Genomic DNA, 12,262 nt, shown 5'->3' on the forward strand with positions numbered 1-12,262 from the left:
CGACCACCGAGGACATCACCACCACCACGGCGCCCAGCAAGCCCAGCAGCACCTGACCGACACTCCAGTCACGGGCAATGCCCACGCCCAAGGTGATCAGCAGGCTGACCGCGAGACCGCCATACACGCCCTCCCAGCTCTTGCCCGGGCTGACCTGTGGCGCCAGCTTGCGCTTGCCGAAGGCACGGCCGGAGAAATAGGCGCCGATATCAGCCGCCCAGACCAGCACCATGACCGCCAGGATCAGCCAGTTGCCCAGCGGCCAGTGCTTGAGCAGCACCAGGCCCTGCCAGGCGGGTAGCAACACCAGCAGGCCGATCAGCAGGCGACAGGCGGCACTACTCCACAGCTCGCCGCTGCGCGGATAGGTGAGCACCAACCACGTGGCCAGCGCCCACCAGATCACCGAAGCGCCCAGCACCCAGGGCGCAAGGTCGGGCATCAGGTAGAGCAGCATCAGCCCGCCCGCGACCACGGTGGCGTAGGCGATACGCAGCGGCTGCGCCACCAGGCCGGCCAGGCGCGCCCATTCCCAGGCGCCGAGCGTCACCACGAAACCGATGAAGAGGGCGAAATCCCCACCATTGAGCAGGAAGAAACCACCCACCGCGATCGGCAGCAGGATCAGGGCGGTTATGATGCGTTGTTTAAGCATTAAGCACGGGCTCCGGCTTCGACCTGCTCGCTGGTCTTACCGAAGCGGCGCTGGCGCGAAGCGAAATCGGCCAGCGCATTGCGCATGGCCTCGTGTTTGAAGTCCGGCCAATAGAGGTCGGAGAAGTACAGCTCGGCGTAGGCCAGCTGCCACAAGAGGAAATTGCTGATGCGGTGCTCGCCACCGGTGCGGATGCACAGGTCGGGCAATGGCAGGTCGCCCGTGACCAGGCAGGTCTGCAGCAGATCCGGGGTGATGTCGTCCGGGCGCAGATGACCGGCCTGCACTTCACGCGCCAGGCGCTGGGCAGCCTGGGCGATATCCCACTGGCCACCGTAGTTGGCGGCGATCTGCAGGATGAAGCGGTTGCTGCCGGCGGTCGCAGCCTCGGCCTCGCGCATCGCAGCCTGGAGTTCAGGGTGGAAGCGTGAGCGGTCGCCGATAATGCGCAGGCTGATGTTGTTATCGTTCAGGCGCTTGGCCTCGCGGCGCAGCGCCTTGAAGAACAGGTCCATGAGGGCACTGACTTCGTCCGCCGGTCGCTGCCAGTTCTCACTGGAGAACGCGAACAGCGTGAGCACCTCGACCTTGGCCTCGGCGCACACTTCGATCACGGCGCGTACCGCATCGACACCCGCTTTATGCCCGGCAACGCCGGGCATGAAGCGCTTCTTCGCCCAGCGATTATTCCCATCCATGATGATCGCCACGTGACGCGGCACCACGGAGGGCACAGTCTGCTTGGTCTTTTCCATGAAGGTGTCCTGACCCTTAGATGGCCATCAGGTCCTTTTCTTTATCATCGGTAGCCTTGGCGATCTTCGCCTCGTAATCCTTGATCAGCTTGTCGATTTCGGCACTGGCACGACGCTCTTCGTCTTCACTGATTTCCTTGTCCTTGGACAGCTTCTTCAGGTCACTCATGGCGTCACGACGAATGTTGCGCACGGCAACTCGGGCATCCTCGGCTGCGGCGCGGGCCTGCTTGGTGAAGCCCTTGCGGGTTTCCTCGGTCAGCGGGGGCATGTTGACCAGCAGCAACTCGCCCAGATTGGTCGGATTGAGGTTCAAGCCGGCACTGCCGATGGCCTTGTCGATGGCGCCCAGCATGTTGCGCTCGAAAGGCACCACTTGCAGGGTCTGGTTGTCTTTCACGGTCACGCTGGCCACGCCGGCCAGCGGGGTGTCGGTGCCATAGTAAGGCACCATCACGCTGCCCAGGACGCTCGGGTGCGCCTTGCCGGTGCGGATCTGGCCAAATGCGTGGATCAGCGACTCCAGCGACTTTTGCATGCGCGCCTGGGCGTCTTTCTTGATTTCGTTGATCATTTTTGAACTTCCTCGATCAGAGTTCCTTCCGCGCCGCCATGCACGATGTTCAGCAGGGCGCCGGGCTTGTTCATGTTGAAGACGCGCAACGGCATCTTGTGATCGCGGCACAGGCAGATTGCCGTCAGGTCCATTACACCCAGCTTGCGATCCAGCACTTCATCGTAGGACAGATGATCGAACTTCTCGGCATGCGGGTCCTTGAATGGATCTGCAGTGTATACACCATCGACTTTGGTTGCCTTCAATACCACGTCGGCATCGATTTCGATGGCGCGCAGGCAAGCGGCGGAGTCGGTGGTGAAGAACGGGTTGCCGGTACCGGCAGCGAAGATCACGACTTCTTTCGAGTTCAGGTGGCGCATGGCCTTGCGGCGATCATAGTGATCGGTTACACCGACCATGGAGATGGCCGACATGACGATCGCGGTGATGTTCGCCCGCTCCAGCGCGTCGCGCATGGCCAGTGCGTTCATCACGGTGGCCAGCATGCCCATGTGGTCGCCAGTGACCCGATCCATGCCGGCTGCGCTGAGCGCCGCACCACGGAACAGGTTGCCACCACCGATCACCAGGCCGACCTGGACGCCGATGCCGACCAGTTGGCCGACTTCCAGCGCCATGCGATCCAGGACCTTGGGGTCGATCCCGAACTCTTCCGAGCCCATCAGGGCCTCGCCGCTAAGTTTGAGTAGAATGCGTTTATAGCGAGCCTGATGACCACTGCCCTGCTGAGCCATTGCGAATCTCTCCTGCGGCGTTTGTAAAAATCTGGCTGGCTGTTTTCAGCCTGCGCGTAACTCTAGCGTGACGCAGCTACTGCGTCAGCGAGCAGCGGTCTGGTAAACCACTCCCGCTTTGACAAAGAGGCTGCGCGCGTGAGCGGGCAGCCTCTTTGGGGCGACAGACGACTCCGTCTTACTGCTTGGCGGCAGCTACCTGGGCGGCAACTTCGGCAGCGAAGTCGTCAACCGGCTTCTCGATACCTTCGCCAACCTTGAAGTAGGTGAAGGAAACGATTTCGGCACCGGCTTTCTTGGCCAGCGCGCCGACCTTGACTTCCGGATCCATCACGAAGGCTTGCTCTTTCAGCGAGGCTTCGGCCTTGAACTTGGAGATACGACCGTTGATCATGTTTTCAACGATGTTTTCCGGCTTGCCGGCGATCTTGTCGGCGTTCAGCTGCAGGAAGACGTTCTTCTCGCGCTCGATGGCCTCGGCGGAGATTTCCGACGCGTCCAGGAACTCTGGGTTCGAAGCGGCAACGTGCATGGCGATGTTCTTGGCCAGATCGACGTCACCGCCTTTCAGGACAACAACTGCACCGATCTTGTTACCGTGCAGGTAGGCACCGACAACGTCACCCTCAACGCGCACCAGGCGACGGATGTTGACGTTTTCGCCGCACTTGGCGACCAGGGCTTCACGAGCAGCTTCACGCGAAGCGATCAGCGGAGCGGCGTCGGTCAGCTTCTCGGCGAAGGCCTGTTCGATGCTTTCGGCAACGAAGTTCTTGAAGTCGTCTTGCAGGGCCAGGAAGTCGGTCTGCGAGTTCACTTCCAGCAGGACGGCGGATTTACCGTCGGTCTTGACGGCGATGGCGCCTTCGGCGGCAACGTTGCCAGCCTTCTTGGCGGCCTTGATGGCGCCCGAGGCACGCATGTCGTCAATGGCTTTCTCGATGTCGCCGCCGGCCTTTTCCAGGGCCTTCTTGCAATCCATCATGCCTTCGCCGGTACGCTCGCGCAGTTCTTTGACCAGCGCTGCAGTAATTGCTGCCATTTCAAAATCCTCTTGGAAAGTTTTTCAACCATTCCACCCGTTCGTCACGGGCGTTAAATTCTGCAAATCCGCTGTTTTATACCTCAGCCGGCCCATGATGCGGGGCCTTCGCTGACAGCAGGATTTCAAGGTGGCAAAAAGGGGGCAAAGCCCCCTTTTTGCGTGCCAAGTAGACGCTAAGCGTCAATTACTCGGCAGCAGGTGCAGCCGCTTCTTCAACATAGACTTCAGTGCCGCCGGCAACGTTGTTGCGGCCGCGGATGACGGCGTCGGCCATCGAAGTCATGTACAGCTCGATAGCGCGGATGGCGTCATCGTTACCTGGGATGATGTAGTCAACACCTTCAGGGCTGCTGTTGGTATCGACAACGCCGATAACCGGGATGCCCAGCTTGTTGGCTTCGGTGATGGCAATGCGCTCGTGGTCGACGTCGATCACGAACAGAGCATCAGGCAGACCGCCCATGTCCTTGATACCACCCAGGCTGCGGTCCAGCTTCTCCAGATCGCGCGAACGCATCAGAGCTTCTTTCTTGGTCAGCTTGGTGAAAGTACCATCTTCGGCCTGGGTTTCCAGGTCACGCAGACGCTTGATCGAAGCGCGGATGGTCTTGTAGTTGGTCAGCATGCCGCCCAACCAGCGGTGATCAACGTATGGCGAACCGCAACGAGCTGCTTGCTCGGCGACGATCTTGCCGGCGGAACGCTTGGTGCCGACGAACATGATCTTGTTCTTGCCCTGGGCCAGGCGCTCTACGAAGGACAGAGCCTCGTTGAACATCGGCAGGGTTTTTTCCAGGTTGATGATGTGGATCTTGTTGCGCGCGCCGAAAATGTACTTGCCCATTTTCGGGTTCCAGTAACGGGTCTGGTGGCCGAAGTGCACACCGGCCTTCAGCATATCGCGCATGTTGACTTGGGACATGATAGTTCCTTGATAAGTCGGGTTGGGCCTCCACGTATCCCAATGACCAACCCGTGTTTCCAGGGAAACCGGGCACCCAGGCCATCGTGTCGACACGTGTGTGGGTTTGAGCTGACGGAGGACATCCCCCGAAAGCGGCGCATTTTATACCACAGCCGGCGAGCGAACGGAACCCGGATAATGCTTCGTCCGTCAGCGGCTTTTGCAGCCCCCGCCTTTTGGGGCCAGAATGCCCTCAATAGGCCACCGGATCTGCTGGACTATCCCGACAGATCGCCGCCGCGCTCTGGTAGAATCCGGCCTTTCCCGTTTGTTCGCGCCGCGCGCGGCGCCGTAGAGAGCCTGTAATGACCGTCACCATCAAGACCGCAGAAGACATCGAGAAGATGCGCATCGCCGGCCGCCTGGCCGCCGAAGTGCTGGAAATGATCGAGCCACACGTCAAGCCCGGTATCACCACCGAGGAGCTCGACCGCCTCTGCCACGACTACATCGTCAACGAGCAGAAGGCCATCCCGGCGCCGCTGAACTACAAGGGCTTCCCCAAGTCGATCTGCACCTCGATCAACCACGTGGTCTGCCATGGCATCCCCAATGACAAGGCACTCAAGGATGGCGACACCATCAACATCGACGTGACCGTGATCAAGGACGGCTACCACGGCGACACCAGCCGCATGTTCCATGTCGGCACCGTCGCGCCGTGGGCCGAGCGCCTGTCCAAGGTCACCCAGGAGTGCCTGTACAAGGCCATCGAACTGGTCAAGCCCGGCTGCCGCCTGGGCGACATCGGCGAGGTGATCCAGAAGCACGCCGAGAAGAATGGTTTCTCGGTGGTCCGCGAGTTCTGCGGCCACGGCATCGGCAAGGTGTTCCACGAAGAACCGCAGATCGTCCACTACGGCCGTGCCGGTACCGGCATGGAGCTCAAGGAAGGCATGACCTTCACCATCGAGCCGATGATCAACCAGGGCAAGGCCGACACCAAGGTACTGGGCGACGGCTGGACCGCCATCACCAAGGACCGCAAACTCTCGGCCCAGTGGGAACACACCCTGGTGGTGACCGCCACCGGCTACGAGATCTTCACCCTGCGCAAGGACGACACCATCCCGCGCACCTCGGCCTGATACTGAACGACAGGAACGCGACTCGATGCCCCAGGTGGATCCCGAGCTGTTCGACCGTGGCCAGTTCCAGGCGGAACTGGCCCTCAAGGCAAGCCCCATCGCCGCTTTCAAGAAGGCCATACGCATGGCCGGCGAGGTGCTCGACAAGCGTTTTCGCGAAGGCCGCGAGATCCGCCGGCTGATCGAGGACCGCGCCTGGTTCGTCGACAACATCCTGCAACAGGCCTGGCACCAGTTCAGCTGGGGCGCGCCAGGCGGCATCGCCCTGGTGGCGGTGGGCGGCTACGGCCGCGGCGAGCTGCATCCGTATTCGGACATCGACCTGCTGATCCTGCTCGACGCCGCCGAACACGAGCAGTACCGCGATGCCATCGAGCGCTTCCTCACCCTGCTCTGGGACATCGGCCTGGAGGTCGGTCAGAGCGTGCGCACCGTCGACGAGTGCGCCGAGCAGGCCCGGGCCGACCTCACGGTCATCACCAACCTGATGGAAAGCCGCACCATCGCCGGCCCCGAGGCCCTGCGCCAGCGCATGCTCGACGCCACCAGCACCGCGCACATGTGGCCCAGCAAAGAGTTCTTCCTGGCCAAACGTGCCGAACTCAAGGCCCGCCATCACAAGTACAACGACACCGAGTACAACCTCGAGCCCAACGTCAAGGGCGGCCCGGGCGGCCTGCGCGACATCCAGACCGTGCTCTGGGTAGCCAGGCGCCAGTACGGCACGCTGAACCTGCACGCGCTGGCGGGCGAGGACTTCCTGCTGGAGAGCGAAAACGAGCTACTGGCCTCGTCCCAGGCCTTCCTCTGGCGTGTGCGCTACGCCCTGCACATGCTCGCCGGGCGCGCCGAAGACCGCCTGCTGTTCGACCACCAGCGCAGCATCGCCACGCTGCTGGGCTACACCGACGAGAACCCCAAACGCGCCATCGAACAGTTCATGCAGCAGTACTACCGGGTGGTGATGAGCATCAGCCAGCTGTGCGACCTGATCATCCAGCATTTCGAGGAGGTGATCCTGGCCGACGACGACAGCGGCGCCACGCAGCCCGTCAACGCCCGGTTCCGTCTGCACGATGGCTATATAGAAGCGGTCAACCCGAACGTTTTCAGGCGCACCCCGTTCGCCATGCTGGAAATCTTCGTACTGATGGCCCAGCATCCCGAAATCAAGGGCGTGCGTGCCGACACCGTGCGCCTGCTGCGCGAACATCGCCACCTGATCGACGACAAGTTCCGCCACGATATCCGCAACACGAGCCTGTTCATCGAGCTGTTCAAGTGCGAGATAGGCATCCACCGCAATCTGCGGCGGATGAATCGCTACGGCATCCTTGGCCGCTACCTGCCGGAGTTCGGCCTGATCGTCGGGCAGATGCAGCACGACCTGTTCCACATCTACACGGTCGATGCCCACACCCTCAACCTGATCAAGCATCTGCGCAAACTGCAATACACGCCGGTCTCGGAGAAATTCCCGCTGGCCAGCAAGCTCATGGGCCGCCTGCCAAAGCCCGAGCTGATCTACCTGGCCGGCCTGTACCACGACATCGGCAAAGGTCGCCAGGGCGATCACTCCGAACTGGGAGCGGTGGATGCGCAGCAGTTCTGCGAACGGCACCAACTGCCCGCCTGGGACAGCCGCCTGATCGCCTGGCTGGTGCTGAACCACCTTGTGATGTCCACCACCGCCCAGCGCAAGGACCTCTCCGACCCGCAGGTGATCAACGATTTCGCCCTGCATGTCGGTGACGAGACGCGGCTGGACTACCTCTACGTGCTGACCGTGGCCGATATCAACGCCACCAACCCCAGCCTGTGGAACTCCTGGCGGGCGAGCCTGCTGCGCCAGCTCTATACGGAGACCAAGCGCGCCCTGCGCCGCGGGCTGGAAAACCCACTGGACCGCGAAGAGCAGATCCGCCAGACCCAGAGCGCGGCACTGGATATCCTGATACGCGAAGGCACAGACCCGGACGATGTCGAGCAGCTTTGGTCGCAGCTGGGCGACGACTACTTCCTCAAGCACACTGCCGCGGATGTGGCCTGGCACAGCGATGCGATCCTCCAGCAACCGGCCGATGGCGGCCCGCTGGTGCTGATCAAGGAAACCACGCAGCGCGAGTTCGAGGGCGGCACGCAGATCTTCATCTACGCCCCCGACCAGCACGACTTCTTCGCCGTGACCGTGGCCGCCATGGCCCAGCTTAACCTGAACATTCATGATGCCCGGATCATCACCTCGAGCAGCCAGTTCACCCTCGACACCTATATCGTGCTCGACAACGACGGCGGCTCGATCGGCGACAATCCCAAGCGGGTCAGCCAGATCCGTGACGGCCTGACCAGCGCTTTGCGCAACCCCGAGGACTACCCGGCGATCATCCAGCGCCGGGTGCCACGCCAGCTCAAGCACTTCGACTTCCCGCCGCAGGTGACCATCCTCAACGATGCCCAGCGCCCGGTGACCATCCTCGAGATCACTGCGCCCGATCGCCCCGGCCTGCTGGCCAGGATCGGGCGGATCTTCCTCGAGTTCGACATCTCGCTGCAGAACGCCAAGATCGCCACCCTCGGCGAGCGCGTGGAAGACGTGTTCTTCATCACCGACGCCGATAACCAGCCGCTGTCCGACCCGCAGCTATGCAGCCGCCTGCAGGAAGCCATCGTCCAGCAGTTGCAGGCCGGTCAGGCCAGCGACGCCAGCCCTACCCGCATGACCTTTTGACGCTAACGAGACCTTGCGCCGATGAACCACGCCATGACCCAGCTCCAGCCCTACCCGTTCGAGAAACTGCGCGCCCTGCTGGGCACCGTGAAACCGGCAGCCGACAAGCGTGCCATCGCCTTGTCGATCGGTGAGCCGAAGCATGAATCGCCGGCGTTCGTCGCCAAGGCCATGGCCGACAACCTCGACAAGCTGGCGGTCTACCCCAGCACCCTCGGCCTGCCGGCCTTGCGCCAGGCAATTGCTCAGTGGTGCCAGACGCGCTTCGGCGTGCCGGCGGGCTGGTTGGACGCCGAGCGTCATATCCTGCCGGTCAATGGCACCCGCGAAGCGCTGTTCGCCTTCACCCAGGCCGTGGTCAACCGCGAAGACGACGGGCTGGTGGTCAGCCCCAACCCGTTCTACCAGATCTACGAAGGCGCGGCCCTGCTGGCCGGCGCCACCCCGCACTACCTGCCATGCCTGGAAAGCAACGGCTTCAACCCCGACTTCGATGCCGTGCCGGCCGAGACCTGGGAGCGCTGCCAGATCCTGTTCCTGTGCTCCCCAGGCAATCCCACGGGTGCCCTGGTGCCGATGGACACCCTGAAAAAACTGATCGCCCTTGCCGACAAACACGACTTCGTGATCGCCGCCGACGAGTGCTACAGCGAACTGTACTTCGACGAGGACGCACCGCCACCGGGCCTGCTGAGTGCATGCGCAGCGCTTGGCCGTAGTGACTTCAAGCGCTGCGTGGTGTTCCACAGCCTGTCCAAGCGCTCCAACCTGCCAGGCCTGCGCTCGGGCTTCGTGGCCGGGGACGCCGAGATCATCAAGCCGTTCCTGCTGTATCGCACCTATCACGGATGCGCCATGCCGGTGCAAACCCAGCTCGCCAGCATTGCCGCCTGGCAGGATGAGGCCCACGTGCGCGAGAACCGCGACCAGTACCGCGCCAAATACGACGCCGTGCTCGGCATCCTGCAGCCGGTAATGGATGTGCAGCGCCCGGATGGCAGCTTCTACCTGTGGGCCAAGGTGGCGGGCAGCGATGCCGATTTTACCCGCGACCTGTTCGAGGCCGAGCATGTCACGGTGGTACCGGGCTCGTACCTGTCCCGTGAGGTGGACGGGGTCAACCCGGGCGCCGGGCGCGTGCGCATGGCGCTGGTCGCGCCGCTGGCCGAGTGCATCGAGGCCGCCGAGAGAATTCGGGACTTCCTGCACAACCGTTGAGTTGCATGGGGGCGCCCTGCGCCCCCTGCTTCACTAGGCTCTGTACGAAAAGTCTTGAGACGCAGGTCAGGCAAGGCGAAAACAGCCGAGGAACGGCCGGGGTCGCGCCCGACTGTACTGGAGTACATGAGCATTCCGAGGCTGTTTTCAACGCAGCATGAACAAGTATCAAGGCTTTTCGTACAGAGCCTAGCGAACCTGCCCCAGGTTCGCCTCACTCATGTCCAGTTCCCCCAGCACCTGTCGCACCACCTCATCACCCACCTGATGCTGGCGGTGCAGCTCGTACAGTTCCAGGCGCTGAGCACGTAATGCCCGCAGGCGCAGGCGACGCTCCAGCAGATCCATCTGCTCTGCCAGCGCCCGGGCTTCTGCGGTGTCGTTATAGCTGTCCAGCTCATCCCGGTATTCGGCCATCAACCGCGCTTTCAGCTCAGTGGCCAGGGTGGCCTGGGCGGCGTCCTGGGGCGCATTGGCATCGATCACCTCTTCGGCTTCCAGGGCATGAATAGCCGCTTCGGCCGTGCGCCGCCAGGCCTCCTGCACCTCCTGGTGCAAGCGCTCATCGGGACTCTTGGTAACGCCACGCAGCAAAATAGGTAGGGCAATCACCGCGCTGACCAGCGACAGCAGGATCACACCGGCGGCGATGAAGATCAGCAGGTCGCGCTCTGGGAAGGCTTTGCCCGCTCCCATCAGCAGCGGCACCGACATCACGCCCGCCAGGGTCACCGCCCCGCGCACGCCACCGAAGGTCAGCAGCCAGCAGGAGCGGGCGGTCGGCATCAGTACCAGCGTCGGCTTGCCGCGCCAGCGCCGTACCACGCCGATAGCCCGCCAGATGCTCTGCACCCAGACAAAGCGCAGCAGCACCAGCGCGGCGAAGATCGCCACCACGTCCAGACAGCGCCAGACCAGGGTCGGCCAGACAGTTGCCTCGTCGGTGACCACCGCCTTGATGATGTCCGGCAACTGCAGGCCCAGCAGCAGGAAGATCAGGCCGTTGAAGGCGAACTCCAGCAACGACCAGACACTGCGATTGAGCAGGCGGGTGCTGGTCTGGCGCGGCAACAGGTCGAGCCAGCTCTGCATCATGCCCGCGGCCACCGCCGAGAGGATGCCCGACACGCCCAGGCGCTCGGCCAGCACGTAGGCGGCGAACGGCAGCAGCAGCATGAACACCACGTGGGTGGCCGGATCGTCCCAGCCGCGGGTGATCATCCACATGCGCAGGCGCCCCACCAGCCAGCTCAGCGCCACGCCCACCGCCAGGCCACCAAGGGCGACGAGCACGAAGGTCAGGCTGGCCTCGGTCAGCGAGAATACGCCGGTGATGGCGGCGGCCAGGGCGAACTTGAAGGTCACCAGGCCCGAGGCGTCGTTCATCAACGCCTCGCCTTGGAGCATGTGCATCAGGGGCGTGGGCAGGCGGTCCTGGGTGATGGCCGAGACCGCCACGGCATCGGTGGGCGACAGCACCGCCGCCAGGGCAAAGGCCACCGGCAGGGGAATGCTCGGCAGCAGCCAGTGGATGAAATACCCGGCGCCGACCACGGTGAACAGCACCAGCCCCACCGCCAGGGCCACCACCGGCCCGCGTATGCGCCACAGCTCGCGCTTGGGCATGCGCCAGCCATCGGCGAACAGCAACGGCGGTAAAAACAGGAACAGGAACAGCTCCGGGTCCAGCGCCACATGCAATCCCAGGGTTGGCCAGGCCAGCAAGGCACCCGCGCCAATCTGTACCAGCGGCAGCGGCAGTGGCAACACGCGCCCCACCAGTTTCGACACGCTCACCAGCATCAGCAGGATAAGAACGGTATAGGCTGACTGCATCAGCAAGCTTCCTGTGTGATCGGAGAAACGACAGCAAGGCGAAACATCGCCATTGAAACAATATGTTAGCGAGGACCTTCTATTGTGGACCGCTGCACGTTAGTCGCAACCCACCAGCGAATATGTAACACAATGCTACTTGAGACGATGTGACATACATCCCCCCATACCTTCGGGCCCGCAGCCGTGGCGCCAACCCCATCGATACCGCATAATCGCTGCCACCCAATCTTCAAGGAGTATCGGGGACGCCAGGCCACCGCCGGCAGCCCCAGGCATTTCAATGGCTTACACTCTCTACGGCATCAAAGCCTGCGACACCATGAAAAAGGCCCGTACCTGGCTTGAAGAAAAGGCCATTGGCTACGACTTCCACGACTACAAGACCCAGGGCATCGACCGCGACAGCCTGAACCGCTGGTGCGACGAGCATGGCTGGGAAGTCGTGCTGAACCGCGCCGGGACCACCTTCCGCAAGCTCGACGACGCCAGCAAGGCCAACCTCGACCAGGCCAAGGCCGTCGAACTGATGGTCGCCCAACCTTCGATGATCAAGCGCCCGGTGCTCGACCTCGGCGAGCGCACGCTGGTCGGCTTCAAGCCCGATCTCTACGCGGCGGCGCTGGCCTGATCACGCATTACGCTCCATCCCCATTTCG

11 protein-coding genes are annotated in these 12,262 nt (G+C 62.8%); 4 read left to right on the plus strand and 7 right to left on the minus strand.

The annotated features are described in order from the left end of the window. From BMY03_RS15980 to rpsB, 6 genes are all read right to left on the minus strand, one after another. A partial coding sequence (locus BMY03_RS15980; RefSeq protein WP_094011635.1) for a phosphatidate cytidylyltransferase occupies positions 1 to 655 on the minus strand: 655 nt, incomplete at its 3' end. Next, positions 655 to 1,410: a polyprenyl diphosphate synthase gene (gene uppS / locus BMY03_RS15985; RefSeq protein ID WP_046854395.1), complete on the minus strand. Its 756-nt coding sequence runs from the start codon at positions 1,408 to 1,410 to the stop codon at positions 655 to 657. The genes BMY03_RS15980 and uppS, both read right to left, overlap by 1 nt. Positions 1,411 to 1,426: 16 nt before the next feature. Then, complete coding sequence (gene frr, locus BMY03_RS15990; protein ID WP_094011636.1) at positions 1,427 to 1,984, minus strand: ribosome recycling factor; 558 nt, start codon at positions 1,982 to 1,984, stop codon at positions 1,427 to 1,429. After that, on the minus strand, positions 1,981 to 2,724 hold the full coding sequence (gene pyrH, locus BMY03_RS15995) for a UMP kinase (protein WP_023629889.1): 744 nt from the start codon (positions 2,722 to 2,724) through the stop codon (positions 1,981 to 1,983). Before pyrH ends, frr begins: the two co-directional genes overlap by 4 nt. Before the next feature lie 178 nt (positions 2,725 to 2,902). Further along, positions 2,903 to 3,766, minus strand: a complete 864-nt coding sequence (gene tsf / locus BMY03_RS16000; protein ID WP_023629890.1) for a translation elongation factor Ts — start codon at positions 3,764 to 3,766, stop codon at positions 2,903 to 2,905. A 187-nt stretch (positions 3,767 to 3,953) separates the two neighbouring features. Then, complete coding sequence (gene rpsB / locus BMY03_RS16005; protein ID WP_023629884.1) at positions 3,954 to 4,691, minus strand: 30S ribosomal protein S2; 738 nt, start codon at positions 4,689 to 4,691, stop codon at positions 3,954 to 3,956. Between the two features lie 347 nt (positions 4,692 to 5,038). Here rpsB and map point away from each other — a divergent pair, with 347 nt between their 5' ends. The 3 genes from map to dapC are packed head-to-tail and all read left to right on the plus strand — an operon-like array spanning position 5,039 to position 9,767. Further along, entirely contained in the window at positions 5,039 to 5,821 is a 783-nt protein-coding gene (gene map, locus BMY03_RS16010; RefSeq protein ID WP_094011637.1) for a type I methionyl aminopeptidase, read from the plus strand. 25 nt (positions 5,822 to 5,846) lie between these two features. After that, positions 5,847 to 8,549, plus strand: coding sequence for a [protein-PII] uridylyltransferase (locus tag BMY03_RS16015; RefSeq protein ID WP_094011638.1), 2,703 nt, complete (start codon positions 5,847 to 5,849; stop codon positions 8,547 to 8,549). Positions 8,550 to 8,570: 21 nt separating this feature from the next. After that, positions 8,571 to 9,767, plus strand: a complete 1,197-nt coding sequence (gene dapC / locus BMY03_RS16020) for a succinyldiaminopimelate transaminase (protein WP_094011639.1) — start codon at positions 8,571 to 8,573, stop codon at positions 9,765 to 9,767. 189 nt (positions 9,768 to 9,956) lie between these two features. Here dapC and BMY03_RS16025 read toward each other — a convergent pair whose 3' ends face one another. Beyond that, complete coding sequence (locus tag BMY03_RS16025; protein ID WP_038706692.1) at positions 9,957 to 11,603, minus strand: Na+/H+ antiporter; 1,647 nt, start codon at positions 11,601 to 11,603, stop codon at positions 9,957 to 9,959. Between the two features lie 283 nt (positions 11,604 to 11,886). On the opposite strand from BMY03_RS16025, the gene BMY03_RS16030 reads away from it, so the two are divergent. Continuing rightward, positions 11,887 to 12,234, plus strand: coding sequence for an ArsC family reductase (locus BMY03_RS16030; RefSeq protein WP_023631566.1), 348 nt, complete (start codon positions 11,887 to 11,889; stop codon positions 12,232 to 12,234). Positions 12,235 to 12,262: the final 28 nt, after the last annotated feature.

The organism is Pseudomonas soli (assembly GCF_900110655.1).
In the GTDB taxonomy this organism is placed as follows: Bacteria; Pseudomonadota; Gammaproteobacteria; order Pseudomonadales; family Pseudomonadaceae; genus Aquipseudomonas; species Aquipseudomonas soli.